Here is a 21607-nt window from a genome sequence, read left to right as displayed (position 1 = left end):
AGTGGAGCTCCCCTTCAACCAGTCCTGGCTTGAGGTCCTGTTATTGGCCTCCGTCCGGATGACGGCCTTCTTGGTGGTGGCCCCGCCCTTCTCGCACCAGGCAATTCCGCTGCGCATCAAAGCGATGCTCGGCATCGGTTTGGGGCTGGCCGTTTCCCAACGTCTCTCGGTCGGCTACACCTCCAAGGACACCGCTGGCTTCATCACGGCCGTCGTTCTCGAGCTCGTGACCGGCCTGGTCCTTGGCTTCCTCGTCCTGCTCGTCTTCGCGGCCATCCAATCGGCTGGCAGCCTGATAGACCTCTTCAGCGGCTTCCAGATGGCCCAGGGCTTCGATCCCCAGATGATGATCAACGGTGCCCAATTCACCCGGCTGATGCAGATGGCCGCCCTGGCACTCCTTTTCGCCTCCGACGGCTACCAACTCGTGATCGGCGGCTTGACCGGTAGTTTCACGGCCTTGCCGCTGGCCGGGGGACTGGACATGGCACAGCCTGTACACGCGATGATTTCGGCTGTCACCGGGATGTTCCTTTCCGCGGTGCAAATCGCCGGGCCGCTCCTGGTGGTGCTTGTACTCGCCGACATCGGCTTGGGGCTCCTCACCCGCGTAGCGCCCGCCCTGAATGCCTTCGCCCTGGGGTTCCCGCTCAAGGTCTTCATCACCCTGGGGCTCGCAGGGTTCCTGTTCCTGGCACTGCCGCGGCTCGTTGCCATGCTCGCCGAGCAAGCGGCGAACACACTGATGGGGATGGGCTGATGTCGGATTCACAGGAGAAAACCGAGCAAGCCACTGACAAACGGATGCGGGAGGTCCGGTCCAAGGGGCAGCTTTCCCGCTCGCAGGACCTCACCGCCTGGCTCGCCGTCGGGTCCGCGGCAGCCATGATCCCGTCCACCATCGAGCGTGCCTCCAACGCCGCGGCTGACCAACTCTTCACCGTCCGCGGAGTCATCGCGAACCCCGAGCCTGCCAAAGCCGTGGCAGCGCTCGAAGCCGGGTTCGGTTCCTTGGCCCAGGTGCTGGGGCCGTTGTTCGTGGTGGTCATGGTGGTAGTGCTGGCCGGATCCGCGTTGCAGGGCGGCATCCACTTCAAGAAGTTCCGCGCTGAGTTTGAACACTTCAACCTTGTCGGCGGCCTCAAGCGGATCTTCGGTGGCCAGGCACTGTGGGGCGGCCTGAAAGCGCTCCTGAAGACCGCCGTCGTCGGGCTTGTCCTCTACGCCGTAGTGCAGGGGCTCATCCCGGTGCTGCTTACCGCAGGGGGACTGCCGGTGTCCGGCATCCTGTCGGCAGCGGCCGGGGGCATCGGTTCGTTGATCCAGTTCGCCGTGCTGGCGGGCCTGGTCCTAGCCGCCGCGGACATCTTCGTGGTCATGCGCCGCAACCGCAAGAAGACGCGCATGTCCAAGAAGGAAATCAAGGACGAAAACAAGAACAGCGACGGCGATCCCCTCATCAAGTCCCAGCGGCGCTCGCGCCAATTGAGCATGAGCCGGAACCGCATGATCGGCGCGATCGCGGACGCCGACGTCGTGATCGTCAACCCGACGCACGTCGCCGTAGCGCTGAAGTACGACGCCGGCAAAGCGGCACCGCGCGTGGTGGCCAAGGGAGCGGGGGTGATCGCTGCCCGTATCAGGGAAGAGGCGGAGGCGAAATCGGTCCCGATGGTCCAGGACATCCCGCTGGCGAGGGCACTGCACTCGGCCTGCGAGCTGGGCCAGGAAATCCCCGTGGAGCTGTACCGGGCCGTGGCGGGAGTCCTGGCGTTCGTCATGTCGCTCAAGGCCAGGGGAGCGGCACGCGGAATGCATCGATTGCCGGGCGTGGCAGGAACCATGGCCGGAGCCCACGCATGAGAGGGCGTTCACGCATGAGCCGGGGCCCTAACCCCCGAACCGCACCCAGCAAGCACCCCACCCCGGACAGGACACAGCAATGAACAACAGATTCGCCAGGCTCACCGTGCCGGTGGGAATCGTGGGCATCGTGCTGCTGCTGGTGGTTCCCGTTCCGGCGCCGCTGCTGGACTTCCTGATCGTCTGCAATATCCTGCTGGCCCTGTTGATCCTGCTCACCAGCATGTTTGTCAAGAAGCCCCTGGACTTCTCCGTCTTCCCGTCCCTGCTGCTCGTGGCTACGCTGTTCCGGCTGGGGCTCAACGTCGCCTCCACCCGGCTGGTCCTGGGGCAGGGCTTCGCCGGACAAGTGATCGACGCTTTCGGCAAGGTCACCGTGGGCGGGTCCATGATCATCGGCGCCGTGGTGTTCCTGATCCTGGTGGTCATCCAGTTCGTGGTGGTCACCAAGGGCGCCGAACGCGTGGCCGAGGTGGGGGCACGGTTCACCCTGGACGCCATGCCCGGCAAACAGATGGCCATCGACGCCGACCTCAACGCCGGCCTCATCACGGACGCCCAAGCCCGCAAGCGCCGCGCCGAGGTGTCCGCCGAGGCCGACTTCTACGGCGCCATGGACGGTGCCTCGAAGTTCGTCAAGGGCGATGCCATCGCGGGCATCATTATTATCATCATCAACTTCGTTGGCGGCATTGCCATCGGCGTGCTGCAGCGCGGCATGAATGTCGGCGACGCGCTGAACTCCTACGGTCTTCTGACCATGGGCGACGGGCTCGTTACCCAGATCCCGGCCCTCCTCATGGCCGTCTCCACAGGCATGATCGTCACCCGGTCCAATGCCGAAGAAGACATGGGCCGCACGGCCTCCTCGCAGCTCATGCAGTCGCCCAACGCCTTGCTAATCGCAGGACTGGCCGCAGTGGCCATGGCACTTATCCCCGGCATGCCCATCGTGCCCTTCCTGCTGGTGGGCGCTGCCCTGCTGTTCGGTTCGAGGCGCCTGGCGGCGCAGCAGAAGAAGCAGAGTGAAGCGGAGGACGCCCAGGAAGCAGCCACCCTGAGCTCCGAAGAAGACCCCAACGAGCGGCTCATGCAGGACATGCGCGTCCACCCCCTCGAGATCTTGTTGGCTCCTGACCTTGTTGACATGGTCTCCGGTGCCTCGGACGACCTCCTGGCCCGTGTCCGCTCTTTGCGTCACAAGATCGCCATGGAGTTGGGGATCGTGATTCCGCCCGTCCGAACGCGCGACAACGTCGAGCTGCCACCGGCCACCTATGCCATCCGCATTGCCGGGGTGGAAGCCGGACGCGGCACCGCGCCGTCGGGCAAGTTGCTGGCCCTCGGCGATTATCTTGACGCCCTGCCCGGTACCTCCACTGTGGAACCGGTCTTCGGGCTGGCCGGAAAGTGGATACCCACCGAGATGCGCCACAGCGCCGAAATGACCGGGGCAACCGTGATCGACCGGGTTTCCGTGCTGGTGACCCACTTGTCGTCGATCGTCTCGGCCAACGCCGCAAGGCTCCTCACCCGCGAGGACGTCAGGGTGCTGACGGAAGGCGTGCGCAAACAGAGCCCGGCCGCCGTCGAGGAACTCATTCCGGGGCTCATGTCCTTGGCCGAAGTGCAGCGGGTGCTGCAGGGACTCCTCGAAGAGCAGGTCCCCATCAACGATCTTCCCCGCATTTACGAGGCCCATGCCCTGCGAGCCAAGGTTTCCACCGAGCCCGAGGCTTTGGTCGAAACAGCCAGGCAATCCCTCGGCCCCGCGCTCGCAGCCAAGTTCCTGGACGGCTCGGTGCTCAATGTGATCATGATCGATCCGCTCCTAGAACAGTCCATGCTCGAAGACATGCGCCCGGCCGAAGGGGGTACCCAGATCGTCATGAGCCAAGCACGCTTGGACGCAGTCCTGGCCTCTGTGCAGTCTTCGGTGGAGGCCGCGGCAAATGCAGGACGGCAAGCTGTCCTGGTGTGCGCCCCGGCGTTGCGGCCCGCAGTCCGGCGGCTCGTGGCTGCTCCCGACGGCGGTGTTCCCGTGTTGTCCTATCGCGAAGTAACGTCCGCGAACATCCAGATCGAAACCGTGGGGGTGGTCCGCCATGCCGAAGCAATACAAGCTTAAGGGCGCATCCCTGGACGCCATCCGGGTGAAAGCCGAGCAACAGTACGGTCCCGGGGCGCGGATCGTCTCCGCCGAGAAGGTCACCAATCCGGGGATCGCCGGGCTCTTCGCAGCCAATCGCTACGAGGCTACGATCGAGGTTCCGGCAGAGGGTTCCACCCAACTAGCTAACAGTAGTTGTCGTTTTGACGGCTCAGAACGACAACAAGTGCGAGCCAGTTGGGATGCCCACCTTGGCGGGGAGGCGCAGCTTGCCGGGGCTGCGCATCTAGGCGCGGCGGCGCATGCGTTGCAGGGGCCCGCTATCGCCGCGCTCCTGGAGCAAGCCGACGCGGCCGAGATGGACCTGCATCGTCCCGCGGCAGCTGTTTCAACCGCCTCCCCGGATTTCGCCGGGATGTTGGAGCAGTTAGGCAAAGAGTTCCGGGCGCCGGCCGCCGCCGTCGGGCACGCCGTTCCTGTGCCCGTACCAGCGCCACTTGCCGGCAGCGGCAGCCTGATCGTCCTGCTTGGCCTCGGCGACGACGCTCTGGGACCAGCGCTGGAAATGTCCATCGCCGAGGGCGGTTCCGACGTCCGGACGGCCGGAGCGTTGACCGCTTTCGGCCACCTTCACGTGGCGGGGCGCCAGGGCGCGACGGCGGCGCGCGCCCAAGCGGTGCTCACCGGCCAAACCGTGCTGGTGGCGTACGGACTCGGCAGGCCGAGGGAAGCCGTGACGCATGCGGCGGATATCGCAGCGCTCGCCGCAGACCAGTTGTGGCTGGTTTCCGACGCCGGACGGAAAGCGGAAGACACGGCAGCGTGGGTCCGGGCGCTCTCCGCCGCATTGACCGCTGAGCGTGTCCGTGTCGACGCCCTTGCTGTTTTCGGCGCGTCGGAGACTGGAAGTCCCGAGACGGTCAACGGACTTGGCCTTCCCATCGGGTGGGTGGACGGCAAGCCCGCCCGCGTTGCAGTGCTCGGAAAGGTAGATTGAGAGCATGCTGGTACTGACACGCAAGCCGGGCGAACAGATCATGATTGGTGAGGACATTGTCATCACCGTCATGGAAGGCCGCGGCGACGGCGTGCGGATCGGGATCGAGGCGCCCCGCGGGGTGTCCATCCAGCGTCGCGAAGTGGTTGAGGCGATCGCCGCGGCCAACCTCGCTGCTGCCCAGGCCGGCCCCGAAGCCGAGGAACTCGTTGCCGGGCTGCGTCCGCCTGTCCGGAAACCGAAGGCGGATTAGGCGCGCGCAAGTGATCCAAGTTGTCTACAAGAATGCGATCTGACTGATTGCGATGAAGATTCGGACGATTGACGAGCGGGACATGAACTTGATCTGTGTCGATCCGTCTTTCCGAGTGATAGACGTCTGGCTCGACCCCAACAGTGGTGGTTGGGACAAGTCGCAGGCTTTCGATATTTCGTCTAGCAGCCTCTTGGAAGTACTTGAGTGGGCGAAATTGGACAGGCAATCGTGCAACTTTTCGGAGGTTTACGCCTACGATGCAAACCCGAACTCGGGACAGCCAAGCTTTATTCTCTTGCACACTGTCGTCCATCGGTAGCCGTCGCTACTCCAAGCCCAGGAACTCCTTGAGGAGCGGCAGCGAGCAATCCCTCGTTACGGCCAAGGCCCGTTCGATATTGGCGTTTTCGGCGAGCAGCATCACGTCATCCGCCGTGTCGGCCTCGGCGACCGCTCCCGGCGCCGCTGGGGTCCCATCGTCGCCGGGTTGCACGGAGCCAAGCGGCGGGTTCCCGGCCTGTGGCCCCGTCAGGAGAGCCTCGAGGTTGGCGGCCGCGGTTGTTTCGACTTGCTTGAGCACCAAGACCAGCTCACGGTGGTGTTCCTGCATCAGTTCCGGCCAGATTCCGGGCGGGGCCACTGAAGCGATCATCGGCAGCGTGGCGTTGGCCGATAGGTGCCATTCGATGGCCAGGGCCGAAGACTCGATGTTCCGGGCAAGGGTGTCGAACCGAAGGTTTTCCAAGACCTTTTCCACGTCAGCGGCAGCGAATTTCAACCAATGCCAGTTGCCTGCCCGAACGTGCAGCAACTGTGTTTCGAGCCGGTACAACAGCAGTTCCAGCTGTCTCCGCTCGCGCCACAGCATCGCCGATAGCTCATCCGCCCCCACGGTTCCACACTCCCCGGTTTGGCCTGCGAACATGAATCCGAGGCCTCTTTTGTATCTTTTTCATGAGCGTACACGCATTGTTATTTTTCAGATGGTATGTTCACTGAATACATGTCTGTTCCATGTAATCTTCGGCACGTTGCATCGTCTCAGCAGCTCGCCCATGAAGCCCTTGGAATCAGACTTGGCAACTCAATAAACAGGTCTCATGGGGGGACTAATTTTGAATCGCGAAGAACGCAACGAGCTGGTGCTGCAGCACTTGCCACTCGTTGGCTACTTGGTGTCGGAGCTCTGCGCGAGAGCTTCTCATTTGTCGCGCGACGATTTCGCGTCGGTAGGGTCCGTGGCGTTGATAACGTCCGCCGATTCCTTCGATCCGAACCTCGGAGTCCCCTTCGGCGCATTTGCGCGCCGCCGGATCGTCGGAGCCTTTGCGGACGAGATGCGGGCCAGCGACTGGGCCACGCGATCTGCACGCAAACGCATCAAGGAGACCATGTCCGTCCAGGAGACGCTGTCCGGCGTCCTTGGCCGCACACCTTCGGTGGCCGAAACCGCGTCAGCCCTGGGTGTCGAACGCAGCGTGGTGGAAGCCGCGCTGGCCGACGCCGCACGGACGCTGTCGCCACTGGATGACGTCGTCGTCGACACTGTCGCAGCGGACACAATCTCCCCGGAGCACTCAGTCCTCGCCGATGAGCGCCTCAAGTACCTTCGCGCCGCCGTCGACGCCCTGCCGGAAAAGATGCGTTACGTCGTCGAGGAGATCTACTTCGGGGGGCGGACCGTCAAGGAACTCGCCGAGGAACTCGGTTCCACGCACGCTGCGGTCTCACAACAACGCGCCGAGGGCATCCGCCTCATGCGCGATGGACTTTCCGCCCATTACGCGGACGATCCCGAACAATCCTTCGAGCCCCAATCGCGCATTACTGCCCGACGCCGGCACGACTACCTCTCGACGCTTGCCACCGCCACTTTGGGCGGAATCACCCGTAGTTTCAGCTCGCCTGATGCTGCCTTGAACCGGGCCGTCTAGACTCCACGCGCAGGGCCATTGTGGTTGAAGGCAGCCTTGGCCTACTTTGCGGTCGGCACGCGGCGGAGCACGACGGCGGCAAGGACTGCCGCTCCCGCCATCAGTACCAGCCCGATCGCTGCCGTGATGTGGACGCCCGATTCGAACGCGGCTCGCGCGGCGGCGGCCAGGGCGTCGCCCAATGGCTGGGGCAGCGTGGCCGCGGTGTCCATGGCTCCGGCGAGCGTCTCCCTCGAGCGTTCGGCTGCGTGGCCGGACAATTCGCCCGGAAGCAACAAGTGGTGTTGGTAGGACGCTGTCAGGATGGAGCCAAGCACGGTGGTGCCCAGCAATGATCCGAGTTCGTAACCCGTTTCGGAGATCGCCGATGCAGCGCCCGCCTTGTCGGCAGGAACGGCGCCGAGGATGAGGTCGTTGGAGATGGTCTCCGCGGAGCCGACCCCTATGGCCAGCAGCAGGAGTGCCGTCAAAAGGTACCCCGGACCCTGGCTGTGGTTGCCCAGGGCGGCCACGAGGTATCCCACTGCGCTCAGCGCCAAGCCCGATGCCACCACCAGGCCCGGGCGGATCCGCTTGACCAACGGAACCACCACCAGGCCCGCCACGATGGTGGCCAGCAGTGCCGGAACCATCGCGATCCCCGCCTGCATGGGGGATTGGCCTTCCACGAGCTGCAAGTGCTGCGCGAAGAAGTAGATGAAGCCCGTCATGGAGAACAGGGACAAGACGTTGGCCGTGATGGCCGTGCTGAACACCTTGTTCCGGAAAAGCCGTACGTCCAACATGGGCGATGCCAAAGAGCGCTGCCTGCGGACGAAGACGATTCCCATGGCCAGGCCGAACGCCATGAAGGCCGCGGGTCCAGGGCCAAAACCGTGCACGGCGGCCTCCTTGATGCCATAAACCACGGGGGCCATCGTCAAGATGGACAGCACGACGCTGAGAACGTCCGGTTTGCCCGGCTTGCGATCCTTGGACTCCGGAATGAGGGACGGGCCGAAGGCGAGCAGGGGCAGCAACAGCGGCACTGCAACCAGGAACACGGCTCCCCACCAGAAGTGCTCCACGAGCCAGCCACCGAAGATCGGCCCGAGCGCGGCGCCGCCGGAGAATCCCGCGGCCCACACGGCGACGGCGAGCCGGCGGCGGTTCGGGTCCGGGAAGATGTTGCGGATCAAGGACAGCGTGGACGGCATGAGCATGGCGCCGAATATGCCCATGCTGGCGCGTCCAGCGATGAGCCATTCAGCCGACGGCGCGAAGGCGGTGGCCGCGGAAACGGCGGCAAAGCCCGTGCTGCCGATCAGCAGCAAGCGCCGGCGGCCGATCCGGTCTCCCAGGTTTCCCATGGACACCAACAGGGCTGCGAGAACCAGCGGGTACGCATCGACGACCCACAGCAGCTGCACGCCCCCGACCTCCAACGAACGGGCGATTTGCGGCAGGGCAAATGTGAGTGCCGTATTGTCCACAGCCACCAGCAGCACGGGGAACATCAGGAGTGCCAGGGCAGCCCAATCGCGCCACGGGGCGGATTGGATCGAAGGGGTGCGGGGGTGCTGGGTTGTGGACGGCGTGAACATGAAGATAACTGTACCGTCTGGACGGTATAGTTTCAATCTGACTTATAAAATTGCCGCATCGAACTAAGGGATGATGGACACCATGCCGCGAAAACCTATTGCCCGGGACGCTGTCCTGGATGCCTTTGAAGCCCTGCTGATCGAGGTGGGGGAGCGGGCTGCCACCCTGGACGCCGTCGCAAAGCGTGCAGGCGTCTCCAAGGGCGGCTTGCTCTACCATTTCCCCAACAAGGAAGCCATGATCAGCTCCTTGCTTGAACGCATGGACGGGCTTGCCGCGCTGGACATCGAGGCAATGAAGGCAGCACCCGAAGGCGCGGCCGCGTTCTTCATCAAGTCTTCCCTGTGGGCGGATACTCCCTTGGACCGGGTGTTCGTGGCAGCTACGCGGCTCGCGGAAGTGGCGCATGAAGAAACCCGCAGGCGCTTCGCCGGGATCCAGCAGCAATGGCTCGATGTGCTGGCCGAGGAAGTGGGGCCCGAAATGGCCAAAGCGGTCCGGTATATGGGCGATGGACTTTACTTCAACGCAATGCTTGAAGGCGGCGCCGGTGATACGGAAGTCAAGGCCAGCGCGAGGAGCGCCGACGTCGGTGCGCTGCTGGCCGCCGTCGAACGCCTCCGTGACTGAGTGGGGCCCAACTAACTCGCAGTTGTTGTCGTTTAGAGGCTCCAAAACGACATCTAGTGCGAGCTAGTTGGGAAAGCCGGGCGGGGTCGGTGACCACATTTGCGGACGCGGGCAGTCCATAGGACAATTGATAGTTGTGGTAGCCGTCACCGGCAACTACTGTCGATTTACATAACTGAATACGCCTTTGATCTGCGGCGGGAGAGTCCTGCAGGCAAGTGATGCAGGCGCCGTAGGAGCAAATCCTCCCCAGGAATCTCTCAGGCCCACGCACCGCCGCGGCAAGGCAACTCTGGAAAGCAGCACGCTGACGCGTGCTCACCGACGGTGCAAGCGAAACAGTGCCACAAGCACGGTTCCGCGGAAACTCTCAGGTCCAATACAGAGCGGGGAGGAACCCGATTAGCTGTGGCGTACCCTTCGCCGCCTTATTGATGGAGTTCCTTCGTGACGGTTAGTTCAACCTCCACTACGTTCGTTGACCGGCATATCGGCGCCCGCCGCCAGGCCGACATTGACATCATGCTCAAGTCTGTTGGCTACGACAGTGTCGATTCGCTCGTAGACACCGCGGTTCCCAATGACATCCGCCAGGACGTCGCACTGACGCTCCAGAACGCCCTCAGCGAGGTGGAAGTCCTGGCTGAACTACGCAAGCTGGCGGCCAAGAACAAGACGGCCGTGCAGATGATCGGCCAGGGCTACTACGACACCGTCACTCCGCCGGTGATCCGCCGCAACATCCTCGAATCCCCGGCCTGGTACACGGCCTACACCCCGTACCAGCCGGAAATTTCCCAGGGCCGCCTCGAAGCCCTGCTGAATTTCCAGACCATGGTCCAGGATCTCGTGGGCCTGCCCATCGCCAACGCCTCCCTGCTGGACGAAGCCACCGCCGTGGCGGAGGCGGTCCTGATGATGCGCCGTGCCAATAAGAACAAGACGGCCCATGACGGCAAGACCGTCCTCGACGCCGACTGCCTGCCGCAGACCATCGCCATCGTGAAGGGCCGCGCCGAGGCGCTGGGCTTCGAGGTGGAGATCGCGGACCTGTCCCGGGGCCTGCCCGACGGCGACATCAACGGCATCGTGCTGCAGCAGCCGGGCGTTTCGGGTCGGGTGTTCGACCACGCCGCCGTGATCGCCGCCGCCAAGGAACGCGGTGCCCTCGTCACCGTCGCCGCGGACCTGCTCGCCCTCACCCTGATCACGCCTCCGGGCGAGCAGGGCGCCGACATCGCCGTCGGCTCCACCCAGCGCTTCGGGGTGCCGTTGTTCTTCGGCGGCCCGCACGCCGCGTACATGGCTGTCCAGAAGGGCCTCGAGCGCTCGATGCCGGGCCGCTTGGTGGGCGTTTCCAAGGACGACGCCGGCACTCCCGCCTACCGCCTCGCCCTCCAGACCCGCGAGCAGCACATCCGCCGCGAGAAGGCGACGTCCAACATCTGCACCGCGCAGGCCCTGTTGGCCATCGTTTCCTCGATGTACGCCGTCTACCACGGCCCCGATGGCCTGAAGGCGATCGCCGAGACCGCCCACAACCACGCCCGGACCCTGGCGGCGTCCTTGAAGGCCGCGGGCCTTGAGGTCCTGCACGGCAGCTTCTTCGACACCGTCACCGTCCGGGTCCCGGGCAAGGCTGCCGCGATCGTTGCAGCCGCCGAGGCCAAGGGCATCAACCTGCGCGGCATCGACGCCGACACGGTCGGCGTCTCCGTCGACGAGACGACAACAAAGGAAATCGTCGGCGGCGTCCTTGATGCTTTTGGTGTCGCTGCAGCCTTCGGTGCTGTGGTGCTTGAGTCCGGCGAGGGCTTCGCCCTGGAGGCCGCCGTCGAGCGCACTTCCGACTACCTTCAGCACCCGGTGTTCAACACCCACCGTTCCGAGACCCAGCTGCTGCGCTACATCCGCAAGCTTTCGGACCGCGACCTGGCGCTGGACCGCACCATGATCCCGCTGGGATCGTGCACCATGAAGCTGAACGCCACCGCGGAGATGGAAGCCATCTCCTGGCCGGAATTCGCCTCGATCCACCCCTTCGCCCCGGATTCCCAGACCGAGGGCTGGCGTGAATTGATCGAAGACTTGGAAGCTGACCTCACGGAGATCACCGGTTACGACCAGGTCTCCATCCAGCCCAACGCCGGTTCCCAAGGCGAGCTCGCGGGCCTGCTGGCCATCCGCGGTTACCACCACTCCCGCGGTGACCTCCAGCGCAACGTCTGCCTCATCCCGGCTTCCGCCCACGGCACCAACGCCGCCTCGGCAGTGCTGGCCGGCATGAAGGTGGTCGTCGTGGCCACCGCGGCCGACGGCACGATCGACCACGCGGACCTGCAGGCCAAGATCGACGCCAACAAGGACGTCCTCTCGGCCATCATGATCACCTATCCGTCCACGCACGGCGTGTACGACGCCGACGTCCGGGAAATCTGCGACTCCGTGCACGCAGCCGGCGGCCAGGTATATGTAGACGGTGCGAACCTGAACGCGCTGGTCGGCCTGGCCCAGCCGGGCAAGTTCGGCGGCGACGTGTCCCACCTGAACCTGCACAAGACCTTCTGCATCCCGCACGGCGGCGGCGGACCGGGCGTGGGCCCGGTCGCTGCCAAAGCGCACCTTGCACCGTTCATGCCCGGCGATGCCAACAAGGCAGCCCATGAAGACGGGCACGGCGTGGCCATTTCCGCCTCGCGTTACGGCTCCGCGGGTGTGTTGCCGATTTCCTGGGCGTACGTGAAGCTCATGGGTGGCGAAGGCCTCACCGAAGCCACCAAGTCCGCGCTGCTTGCCGCGAACTACATCGCCTCGCGCCTCAACGAGTACTTCCCGGTTCTCTACACCGGTGAAGGCGGACTGGTGGCCCACGAGTGCATCCTGGACCTGCGCGAACTGACGGCCCGCACCGGCGTCACCGCAGAAGATGTGGCCAAGCGCCTGATCGACTACGGCTTCCACGCTCCCACCCTGGCGTTCCCGGTCGCGGGCACCCTGATGGTGGAGCCCACCGAGTCCGAGGACCTCGGGGAGATCGACCGCTTCATCGAAGCCATGATCACCATCCGCAAGGAAATCGACCAGGTTGCCCACGGCGACTTCACGGTGGAGAACAGCCCGCTGCGCCACGCACCGCACACCGCGGCCGCCGTCGTCTCCTCGGACTGGAACCGTGAGTACTCCCGCGAACAGGCCGTCTTCCCGGTCCACCACCTCAAGCAGGACAAGTACTTCCCGCCCGTCGGCCGCATCGACGGCGCCGCAGGCGACCGCAACCTGGTCTGCTCCTGCCCTCCGATCGAAGCCTTCGAGAACTAAGGACTCCTCACGATGACTGAGAACTACACGGCGCTCTACGAAGAGCACAAGAAGCTCGGCGCTTCCTTCACCGATTTCGGTGGCTGGCAGATGCCCCTGAAGTACTCCTCCGAACTGGCCGAGCACCACGCCGTCCGCCAGTCCGCAGGCCTGTTCGACCTTTCCCACATGGGCGAAGTCTGGGTCACCGGCCCGGAAGCCGCGGCATTCCTGGACTACGCCTTGGTGGGCAAGATCTCCGCCATGTCGATTGGCAAAGCCAAGTACTCGCTGATCTGCCAGGAAGACGGCGGCATCATCGACGACCTCATCACCTACCGGCGTGGCGATTCCAAGTTCCTGGTGGTTCCGAACGCCGGCAACGCTCCCGTGGTTGCCGAGGCGTTGGCACAGCGCGCTGCCACCTTCGACGTCGTCGTCGAGGACGCCTCCGCGGCAACCTCGCTGATCGCCGTCCAGGGCCCCAAAGCGGAAGAAATCCTCCTCCGTTTGGTCCGGTCCGAACAGCACTCCCTCGTCACGGAGCTCAAGTACTACGCCGCCGTCGAGGTGCCCTTCACGTTTGCCGGGAGCACCACGGAACTGCTGCTTGCCCGCACCGGCTACACGGGCGAGGACGGCTTCGAAATCTTCGTAGACAACGATGCCGCTGCCGCCCTGTGGCAAGCAATCGCTGCAGTTGCCCAGGACGGCGAACTGATCCCCGCCGGCCTGGCCTCGCGTGACTCCCTGCGCCTCGAAGCCGGCATGCCGCTCTACGGCAACGAGCTCTCCCGCGAAGGCAACCCCTTCTCGGCAGGGCTGGGCCCCGTTGTCTCGCTCGCCAAGGAAAGCGACTTCGTAGGCCGCACCGCCCTGGAAGCCCTGAAGGCTGCGGGCGCCGGTTCAACCAGCGGCCGCAAGCTGGTTGGCCTCAAGGGCCTGGGCCGCCGCGCCGGCCGCAGCCACTACCCGGTCCTCAAGGACGGCATAGTGGTCGGCGAAGTCACCTCCGGCCAGCCCAGCCCCACGCTCGGCTACCCGGTCGCGCTGGCCTACGTCGACGTCGAACACGCCGAGCCCGGCACGGCCCTGGACGTCGACCTGCGCGGCAAGTCCGAGCCCTTCGAAGTTGTCGCACTGCCCTTCTACAAGCGAGCCAAGTAAGTCGTCTCGCCTTAAGCCCGTCGGATCCGCTGAGCGGGGGACCGTGGTTGCGTTTGGCCCGTCGGGTCCGGCATCCTCTGCATGCTCGGTCGCGAAGACGCCCGCTGAGCGGACGTGTCGCTCCCTTAGACGCATGCTGCCGGGTGCCGGCACCCGATTGGGCCGTGCAGCTCACTTTCGAATCAGCTCACCGCGGGTTCAGTTTCAGTCCGGCACCTTTGGCTCGCTTTCGAAAGCCAAAGGTGCTGGATGATGGGCCACCTGCCGCAGCTTGGCCCACGGGAACTGGATTGGCCCGCGGGAACCACGGGGCACCGACTAAACCCGAAAGGGCCAGCGTTCTTTTCCGGAACTGTTGGCCCCGAAAACTGAACACGCCTCTAGCGGTGGGGGAGCGGCATCCGGCAGCGTGCGTCCAAGCGACGAAGGAGCAGCACGCCGAGGAATTCCGTTATCCGCCACCCAACCCGACCACAATTTGTTTTAGACCAACGCAAAGGAAAAAACATGGCAAAAGTTGCACCTGAACTCCAGTACTCCGACGAGCACGAGTGGGTTGCCCGCGAGGCCGGCAATCTTGTGTCTGTCGGTATCTCGGCCGTGGCCACCGATGCCCTCGGCGACATCGTGTACGTTGACTTGCCCGGGGTCGGTTCCGCCGTAACTGCGGGGGAGACCTGCGGCGAGGTTGAGTCCACCAAGTCCGTCTCGGACCTGTACTCCCCGGTGACGGGCGAGGTCACGGAAGTGAACTCCGCCGTCGTCGACGATCCTGCCCTGATCAACAACGATCCCTACGGTGCGGGCTGGCTCTTCAAGGTCGCCGCGCAGTCCGACGGTCCGCTGCTTTCCGCTGAGGAATACGCTTCCAAGAACGGTGGCGAGCTGTGAGCGCCGCGAACGGAACGGCTGTGTTCGAGCAGGTTGTTTCGCCGAGCCTGGACACGGTGTTGTCCGAGCTGGATCCGGAGATCGCGGCGAAGATCGACGACGAGCTGGACCGCCAGCGTTCGGGCCTGGAAATGATCGCGTCCGAGAACCACACCGCCGTGGCCGTCATGCAGGCGCAGGGCTCGGTCCTGACCAACAAGTACGCCGAGGGCTACCCGGGCAAGCGCTACTACGGTGGCTGCGAGCACGTGGACGTCATCGAGCAACTCGCGATCGACCGTGTGAAGGCTCTCTTCGGTGCCGGGTACGCGAACGTGCAGCCGCACTCCGGCGCCCAGGCGAACGCCTCGGTGATGCACGCCCTGATCAAGCCGGGCGACACGATCATGGGCCTGAACCTGGCGCACGGCGGGCACTTGACCCACGGCATGCGGATCAACTTCTCGGGCCGCCTGTACAACGTTGTCCCGTACCAGGTCCGCGAAGAGGACCACCGGATCGACATGGCCGAAGTGGAGCGTCTGGCGCTCGAGCACAAGCCGGCCCTGATCGTGGCCGGCTGGTCCGCCTATGCGCGCCAGCTGGACTTCGCCGAGTTCCGCCGGATCGCCGACCTGGTGGGCGCGTACCTCATGGTGGACATGGCGCACTTCGCCGGCCTCGTGGCCGCCGGGCTGCACCCGTCGCCGGTCCCGCACGCGCACGTCACGACCTCGACGACGCACAAGACCCTCGCCGGTCCTCGCGGCGGCATCATCCTGACCAACGATGCCGACATCGCCAAGAAGATCAACTCCGCGGTCTTCCCGGGCCAGCAGGGCGGTCCGTTGGAGCACGTGATCGCCGGCAAGGCCGTGGCCTTCAAGATCGCCGGCTCCGAAGAGTTCAAGGAACGCCAGGAGCGCGTGCTGGCCGGTGCCCGGATCCTGGCCGAGCGCCTGGTCCAGCCGGACGTCACCGCCAAGGGCATCAACGTGATCTCCGGCGGCACCGACGTGCACCTGGTCCTCGTGGACCTGCGCAACTGCGAACTCGACGGCCAGGAAGCCGAGGACCGCCTCGCTGCGATCGACATCACCGTCAACCGCAATGCCGTGCCGTTCGACCCGCGGCCGCCGATGGTCACGTCCGGTCTGCGGATCGGCACCCCGGCGCTGGCCACCCGCGGTTTCGGTGAGGCGGCGTTCCGCGAAGTCGCGGACATCATCGCCGAGGCACTGATCGCCGACGCCGGCGCCGACCTCTCCGGCCTGCGTCACCGCGTGGAGGCACTCGCCGCCGCGCACCCGCTCTACCCGGGCGTCGCGAACCTCAGCTGAGGTTCTCCGGACCGGCAAGCCCGTCGGGTCCGGCAGACCCCAGTTTTCACGCGTGCTGCTCCTTCGTCGCTTTGACGCACGCTTTCGAAAACCGCGGCCTGTCGGCCCCTCGGAGGGGGCCGGGCATCCGGCAGCATGCGTCTAAGGGAGCGTCACGTCCGCTCAGCGGGCGTCTTCGCGACCGAGCATGCAGAGGATGTCCGGTTCCCTCCCCACCCGACCACAACTAACTAAGGAAACCGACATGGCTGTTGGCGTCTTCGATCTTTTCTCTATTGGGATTGGTCCTTCGAGTTCGCATACCGTGGGGCCGATGCGGGCTGCTGCGGTCTTTGCGAGCGAGCTGAAGGAGTCCGGTGCCCTGGAACGGGTATCGTCTCTGCGCGTTGACCTGTACGGTTCACTGGCCGCCACGGGCCGCGGGCACGGCACCATGACCGCGGTGCTTTTGGGCCTGGAGGGCTACCACCCCGAGGAGATCCTCCCCGAGGAAGTGGAGGAACGGCTCGCCTCGATCGCCGAAACCGGCACACTGAACCTTTGCGGCGCCGTCGAACCCGAGTCCGGGGTGGCGCTGCCGTACGGGGAAGCGGACATGATCCTGCACCCGCTCACGGTCCTTCCCCGGCACACGAACGGGATGAAGTTCTCTGTGTCCGACGCCGAGGGCGAGGTGCTGCACGAGGCCACGTTCTTCTCCGTGGGCGGCGGCTTCATCGTCCGCGAAGGCGAAGAGGACGCAGCCCAGAAGGAACTGGAGGAGTCCAAGAAGGAACTCCCGCTGCCCTTCCGCACCGCCGCCGAACTCATGGGCCGCTGCTCCTCCAAGGGGCTCGGCATTTCCGACATCATGTTCATCAACGAACGCGCCTCCCGGACCGAAGAGGAAATCCGCGAAGGCCTGCTGCACATCTACTCCGTCATGGAGGCCTGTGTTGAAACCTCCCTCAAGCGCGAAGGCGTCCTGCCCGGCGGACTGAAGGTCCGCCGTCGGGCCCCCGACTGGCACGAGCGGCTCCTGAAGGAAACCAAAGACCAGGACCCTGAGTACCGGGACCCGAAGTACTGGCAGGAATGGGTGAACCTGATCGCCCTGGCTGTGAATGAGGAAAACGCGTCAGGGGGCCGCGTGGTCACCGCGCCCACGAACGGTGCCGCCGGGATCATCCCCGCCGTGCTGTACTACGCCCTGCATTTCGCCCCCGGCATGGACAAGGCCACGCAGCAGGACCGGGACGACGTCGTGGTGAAGTTCCTGCTCGCCGCGGGCGCCGTCGGGGTGCTCTACAAGGAGCAGGCCTCGATCTCCGGCGCCGAAGTGGGCTGCCAGGGCGAAGTGGGTTCAGCGTCTTCGATGGCGGCCGCCGGATTGGCCGAAGTCATGGGCGGCTCGCCGGGACAGGTGGAGAATGCGGCCGAGATCGCGATGGAACACAACCTGGGCCTGACCTGTGACCCGATCGGCGGGCTCGTGCAGATCCCGTGCATCGAACGCAACGCGATCGCCGCGGCGAAGGCCATCAACGCCGCGAAGATGGCGCTCTGGGGCGACGGCACCCACCGCGTCTCCCTGGACGAGGTCATCGTGACCATGCGTGAGACCGGCAAGGACATGTCCTCCAAATACAAGGAAACCGCCATGGGCGGCCTCGCCGTCAACGTCGTCGAGTGCTGACCCCCGCTTCCTGATGTTCGAGGCGGCGGGCACCGGACGGCCAGGCAGGGCCGAGCAATGCCGCGGATGCCATGGCAGCGAATACCGACCAAAAGCTGTTGCTGCGGCCGGTGGAGAGCGGCGGAATGGGGCGGTAGACGATCATCGGATCCTCCTGGTTCGGCTTTTGTTATAACCACTTTCCGCCGCCGGAATAGTTGTGGACTTTGGGGAACCTTTGCGCCGCCTGTGAGAAATCGAAGGGCCCCACGTGGAGGCGTTGGAACGGACCAGGCTGTAGCTCCCCCTGGGGGCCGATAGACTTGAGGTTGAACGCCTGCGCCGCACACCGGCGCCTGCTGCCTCAAGTAAGCAACTGATTGGACACGGCCCCCTTGCGAGAATTTACCGCACGCTTTGCCACCGCCGAGGAAATCGAACACTGGGACAAACACGTCACGGCCAATCCCAACGGCGGCAACCTCCTCCAATCCGAGGCATTTGCAGACGTAAAGCAACACTTCGGCTGGAAGCCCTTGCATCTCGTGTACGAGACTGCGGACTACAGCAGCTACAACCTGGTCCTGGAGAAGTCGTTTCCACTGCTCGGCAAGCTCTGGTACCTCATCAAGGGCCCTGACGTTGCCGGTGTCGAGGACATTCCCGGGATCATCCAGGCCAACCGGGAATTCGTGAAGCGGGACAAGCTCGGGGTTTTCGCCGTGAAAATCGAGCCGGACATCGTCCTCAGTGGCGAAGCGCGGGACGCGATCGAGGCCACCGGGGTCGTCAAGACCCCCAACCTGCAGCCGAACGACTCCACAGCCTTGTTGGACATCTCTCCCGAGGAAAACCAGCTGCTGCGCAACCTCCATTCCCGCGGCCGCAACGCCGTTCGCCGGGCCATCCGCGAAGGGGTTGAAGTGCACACCATGGAACCCACGGAAGAGAACTTCCGTTCCATGTATGCGCTGATGACCAACACCGTCGAGGCGAAGTCCCAAGTGCGGGTCCGTGAATTCGGGTACTACCGCCAGTTTTGGACCAACTTCATCGAGCGTGGCCAGGGCAGGCTCTTGTTTGTCTTCGAAAGCGGTGTCCCATCCGTCGGAGCCTTCGTCATCAACTATGGCCGGAAGGGCACCTACAAGGACGGCGGATCGCTGCAGAAACGCGCGCAGTACGGCGATTCGCACTTGGTCCAGTGGATAGCCATCAACCAGGTCAAGGAACTGGGTTGCACTGAGTACGATTTCTGCGGCACTCCGCCCGCGGACCGGCTCAAAGACACCTCGCACCCGTTCCACGGACTTGGCCTGTTCAAGACCAGCTTCAGCAAGACCGTCACCGACTTCGTCGGCTGCTATGACCAAGTCATCAGCCCGCTGAAGTACAAGCTGTGGACCGCTGCCGGGGAGCGCATCGCGCGGCAGATCTACACCCGCCGCACGGGCCAGCAGTTCTACTAGAATCGCAGCGCCACCCCGCCTACTGCATGTGCACCACACCGTATTTGGAGGAACCACGCCCTTTGGAGGAACACCCGCGTGACTGACCGCCCCGACAACAGGCCCAACACGGACGGCTTGCCCAAGACACAGCCGCTGAAGCCATCCCAGGTGCGCCAGAATGTCAACGCCAAGCGCATGCTTCGCAGGCTCGTGCAGGGCGAGAATCCTCCCACCGCCCCGATGAGCATCGTCGATCGCCTGGCGGGCAGTCCCTACGCCAACCCCATCATCCACGTGGGCGGTGTTGACGCTTCAGCCCGCAAGACCATCGACTTCGCGCTGCACATGGCCGAATCCATGTTTCGTTACGGAGCCGGTGCCCTGGAGGTCGAGACCAGCATCATCGCGGTCACGGCGGCACTCGGGTTGAAGAACATCGAAGTGGACATCACCAACCAGTCAGTCCAGATCAACTACGCGCCCAAGGACCAGACCCCGCTGACCCTGCTCCGGGTCGTCCGTTCCTGGACCAACAACTACGCAGGTTTGGCCCAGGTGCACCAGCTCGTCACGGATATCGTGGCCGGCGGGGTGGGCAGGGCCGAGGCCGTGCGGCGGCTGGATGAGATCATCCGGAGCAGCAAGCCCTTCCCGCGGTGGATGGTCACCATGGCGTTCGGCGTCTTCTCCGCTGTTTTCGTCGGGGTACTGGGCGGGGGACTGGGAGCGTCCGCTCTGGCATTCGTCTCCAACATGCTTGTCAATCTCGTGGCCCGTCAATTGGGCAAGTGGCGCACGCCTGACTTCTTCGTGACGGCGGCGTGCTCCTTCCTGGTCACGTTCATCGCGCTCATGCTCCACTGGGCCGGGGCGGACATCCCGCCGTCGATCGTCGTGGCGGGAGGCATCCTCTTGCTCTTGCCAACGGGCCGGCTCGTCTCTTCGGTGCAAGACGCCATCAACGGATTCCCCGTGACTGCGGCGGGACGTTTCCTGTCCACGATCCTGACCTTCGGCGCGATCGTTGCGGGCATCGCCGTCGCGGTGGTTGTGGGTGACCTCATCGGCAGCGTCGCGATCGACGTCACGCAAACATTCCCCGAGGCGTATCCATTGTGGGGCCAGGCCATCCTGATCGCCGTGGCCGTGATTGCCATCGGCATCACTGAACAGACACTGCTGAAACTACTGCTCCCGACGGCGGCAGTGGGCTTGGTGGGTTACTTCGTCTTGTGGGGGGCCTCCAACCTTGGCTTCGGAGACCGGCTCTCTCCGGCGATTTCCGCCGTGATCATCGGCCTGCTCGCCCGAATGGTGGCACTCAGGCTCGGGGCCCCGCAACTGGTGGTAGCCGTTCCGGCAGCCCTCATCCTGCTCCCCGGGTTGAAGATATTCCGTTCCATGTATGTGTTGACGGTGCAGGAAGCGGATGTCTTGCTGGGTTCGGGCGGCATGCTCAACGCGGGAGCGATCGTGCTCGGCGTGGCCGCAGGAATCGTGCTGGGCGACAACCTGGCCCGGCCGCTGACCAAGGGCCTGGCCAGCAACGAGCGCCGCCGCGTCCGCCGGCGGTAGCCCGCCGCGCCCGGAGGGCCACCCGGCGGACACAGCCCCTAGATCTGTCCGATCGGGAGTTTCTTCTCCGCCTGGAAATCGTCCTCAACGCGTCCCTGGGCCCAGTATCCGGAAAGCGACACTTGGGAACGCTCCAGCCCACGCTGCTTGAAGAAGATGTCCCGCAGCCCCTTCATATAGCCGCGCTCACCATGCGCAAACACGTCGACGCGGCCGGGCAGCCACTCGGCTTCGCCCAAGGCATCAAGCAGGATCGAGCTTGATCCTGCCGGGACCCCGGAGCGAAGAAGCCAGCGCAACTCCACGCCGTCGGGCGCCGTGATGCCAAGGATGTCGGCGTCGCTATCGACTTCGAGGTAAGCAAGGCCCTTGGCGTCGGCCGGCAGGGATTCGATCGCCGCGGCAATCGCCGGGAGCGCGGCGTCGTCGCCCGCGAAAAGGTACCAGTCGGCGTCGGGCGCCGGGTTGTAGGCGCCGCCCGGACCCGTGAAAACAAGCGTGTCTCCGGGCTGGGCTGCGAGGGCCCACGGGCCTGCAAGGCCCTCGTCGCCGTGGACCACGAAGTCGATTGCCAGTTCCTGCGCAGCTTGGTCCACCCAACGGACGGTGTAGGTGCGGGTGTAGGGCCACTGTTCGCGTGGCATGGTCTCGCGGATGGCCCAAAGATCCAGGGGCAGCTCATAGTCGACACCGGGCTGCGGGAACACGATCTTCACATACCGGTCCACGAAGTCGTTGTTCGCATAACCCGCAAAACCGGGTCCACCGGCAATGATGCGCACCATGTGGGGCGAAAGCTGTTCCGTGCGCAGCACAGTCAGGTTCACTTGGGGGCGGGTATTGCGGGATGCAGACGACGTCGCGGGCAAAGATGTCATG

General features: G+C 64.7%; 18 protein-coding genes and 1 riboswitch. Of the genes, 14 read left to right on the top strand and 4 right to left on the bottom strand.

Going from position 1 to position 21607, the window contains the following annotated elements:
- The first annotated feature begins 1 nt into the window (after nucleotide 1).
- The 5 genes from ABH924_RS04170 to ABH924_RS04150 all read left to right on the top strand — a co-directional run bounded on the left by ABH924_RS04170 (nucleotide 2) and on the right by ABH924_RS04150 (nucleotide 5223).
- Nucleotides 2–760 carry a flagellar biosynthetic protein FliR gene (locus ABH924_RS04170; RefSeq protein ID WP_404497124.1) on the top strand — a complete coding sequence of 253 codons (759 nt, stop codon included), beginning with the start codon at nucleotides 2–4 and terminating at the stop codon, nucleotides 758–760.
- Nucleotides 760–1863 carry a flagellar biosynthesis protein FlhB gene (locus tag ABH924_RS04165; protein ID WP_404497122.1) on the top strand — a complete coding sequence of 368 codons (1104 nt, stop codon included), beginning with the start codon at nucleotides 760–762 and terminating at the stop codon, nucleotides 1861–1863. The genes ABH924_RS04170 and ABH924_RS04165 overlap by 1 nt, the downstream gene beginning before the upstream one ends.
- Nucleotides 1864–1942: 79 nt before the next feature.
- Entirely contained in the window at nucleotides 1943–3991 is a 2049-nt protein-coding gene (locus ABH924_RS04160; protein WP_404497120.1) for a flagellar biosynthesis protein FlhA, read from the top strand.
- Nucleotides 3969–4970: a hypothetical protein gene (locus ABH924_RS04155; RefSeq protein ID WP_404497118.1), complete on the top strand. Its 1002-nt coding sequence runs from the start codon at nucleotides 3969–3971 to the stop codon at nucleotides 4968–4970. The genes ABH924_RS04160 and ABH924_RS04155 overlap by 23 nt, the downstream gene beginning before the upstream one ends.
- A gap of 4 nt (nucleotides 4971–4974) precedes the next feature.
- A complete protein-coding gene (locus ABH924_RS04150; RefSeq protein ID WP_236815615.1) occupies nucleotides 4975–5223 on the top strand; it encodes a carbon storage regulator in 249 nt (82 codons plus the stop codon).
- A gap of 328 nt (nucleotides 5224–5551) precedes the next feature.
- Here ABH924_RS04150 and ABH924_RS04145 read toward each other — a convergent pair whose 3' ends face one another.
- Nucleotides 5552–6151 carry a hypothetical protein gene (locus ABH924_RS04145; protein ID WP_404497116.1) on the bottom strand — a complete coding sequence of 200 codons (600 nt, stop codon included), beginning with the start codon at nucleotides 6149–6151 and terminating at the stop codon, nucleotides 5552–5554.
- 175 nt (nucleotides 6152–6326) lie between these two features.
- On the opposite strand from ABH924_RS04145, the gene ABH924_RS04140 reads away from it, so the two are divergent.
- Nucleotides 6327–7160 (top strand): sigma-70 family RNA polymerase sigma factor, encoded by an 834-nt coding sequence (locus ABH924_RS04140; RefSeq protein WP_234751530.1) that lies wholly within the window; start codon nucleotides 6327–6329, stop codon nucleotides 7158–7160.
- A gap of 41 nt (nucleotides 7161–7201) precedes the next feature.
- Here ABH924_RS04140 and ABH924_RS04135 read toward each other — a convergent pair whose 3' ends face one another.
- Nucleotides 7202–8743, bottom strand: coding sequence for an MFS transporter (locus ABH924_RS04135; protein ID WP_404497114.1), 1542 nt, complete (start codon nucleotides 8741–8743; stop codon nucleotides 7202–7204).
- A gap of 82 nt (nucleotides 8744–8825) precedes the next feature.
- Here ABH924_RS04135 and ABH924_RS04130 point away from each other — a divergent pair, with 82 nt between their 5' ends.
- From ABH924_RS04130 to ABH924_RS04105, 6 genes are all read left to right on the top strand, one after another.
- Complete coding sequence (locus ABH924_RS04130; RefSeq protein ID WP_404497112.1) at nucleotides 8826–9374, top strand: TetR/AcrR family transcriptional regulator; 549 nt, start codon at nucleotides 8826–8828, stop codon at nucleotides 9372–9374.
- Between the two features lie 188 nt (nucleotides 9375–9562).
- Nucleotides 9563–9660: riboswitch (glycine riboswitch) on the top strand.
- Between the two features lie 161 nt (nucleotides 9661–9821).
- The gene (gcvP, locus tag ABH924_RS04125; protein ID WP_404497111.1) at nucleotides 9822–12692 is read left to right on the top strand and encodes an aminomethyl-transferring glycine dehydrogenase; all 2871 of its coding nucleotides are present in this window, start codon (nucleotides 9822–9824) and stop codon (nucleotides 12690–12692) included.
- A gap of 12 nt (nucleotides 12693–12704) precedes the next feature.
- Entirely contained in the window at nucleotides 12705–13838 is a 1134-nt protein-coding gene (gene gcvT / locus ABH924_RS04120; protein ID WP_404497110.1) for a glycine cleavage system aminomethyltransferase GcvT, read from the top strand.
- Between the two features lie 507 nt (nucleotides 13839–14345).
- Nucleotides 14346–14729: a glycine cleavage system protein GcvH gene (gene gcvH, locus ABH924_RS04115; RefSeq protein WP_404497108.1), complete on the top strand. Its 384-nt coding sequence runs from the start codon at nucleotides 14346–14348 to the stop codon at nucleotides 14727–14729.
- Complete coding sequence (glyA, locus tag ABH924_RS04110) at nucleotides 14726–16048, top strand: serine hydroxymethyltransferase (RefSeq protein WP_404497106.1); 1323 nt, start codon at nucleotides 14726–14728, stop codon at nucleotides 16046–16048. Before gcvH ends, glyA begins: the two co-directional genes overlap by 4 nt.
- 244 nt (nucleotides 16049–16292) lie before the next feature.
- Nucleotides 16293–17723 (top strand): L-serine ammonia-lyase, encoded by a 1431-nt coding sequence (locus ABH924_RS04105; protein ID WP_404497104.1) that lies wholly within the window; start codon nucleotides 16293–16295, stop codon nucleotides 17721–17723.
- On the opposite strand, the gene ABH924_RS04100 is transcribed toward ABH924_RS04105, so the two are convergent.
- Complete coding sequence (locus ABH924_RS04100) at nucleotides 17704–17868, bottom strand: hypothetical protein (RefSeq protein WP_234751539.1); 165 nt, start codon at nucleotides 17866–17868, stop codon at nucleotides 17704–17706. The two genes, ABH924_RS04105 and ABH924_RS04100, sit on opposite strands and share 20 nt — an antisense overlap.
- 229 nt (nucleotides 17869–18097) lie before the next feature.
- Here ABH924_RS04100 and ABH924_RS04095 point away from each other — a divergent pair, with 229 nt between their 5' ends.
- Nucleotides 18098–19171: a lipid II:glycine glycyltransferase FemX gene (locus ABH924_RS04095; RefSeq protein WP_404497101.1), complete on the top strand. Its 1074-nt coding sequence runs from the start codon at nucleotides 18098–18100 to the stop codon at nucleotides 19169–19171.
- A 78-nt stretch (nucleotides 19172–19249) separates the two neighbouring features.
- Entirely contained in the window at nucleotides 19250–20728 is a 1479-nt protein-coding gene (locus ABH924_RS04090) for a threonine/serine exporter ThrE family protein (protein WP_234751541.1), read from the top strand.
- A 38-nt stretch (nucleotides 20729–20766) separates the two neighbouring features.
- On the opposite strand, the gene ABH924_RS04085 is transcribed toward ABH924_RS04090, so the two are convergent.
- Nucleotides 20767–21606: a siderophore-interacting protein gene (locus ABH924_RS04085; protein WP_404497099.1), complete on the bottom strand. Its 840-nt coding sequence runs from the start codon at nucleotides 21604–21606 to the stop codon at nucleotides 20767–20769.
- Nucleotide 21607 lies beyond the last annotated feature (1 nt).

Source organism: Arthrobacter sp. GAS37, from assembly GCF_044908325.1.
Taxonomy (GTDB): Bacteria; Actinomycetota; Actinomycetes; order Actinomycetales; family Micrococcaceae; genus Arthrobacter; species Arthrobacter ramosus.
Note: the sequence above shows the minus strand (reverse complement) of the source record. Positions and strands in the feature narration are given on the sequence as shown.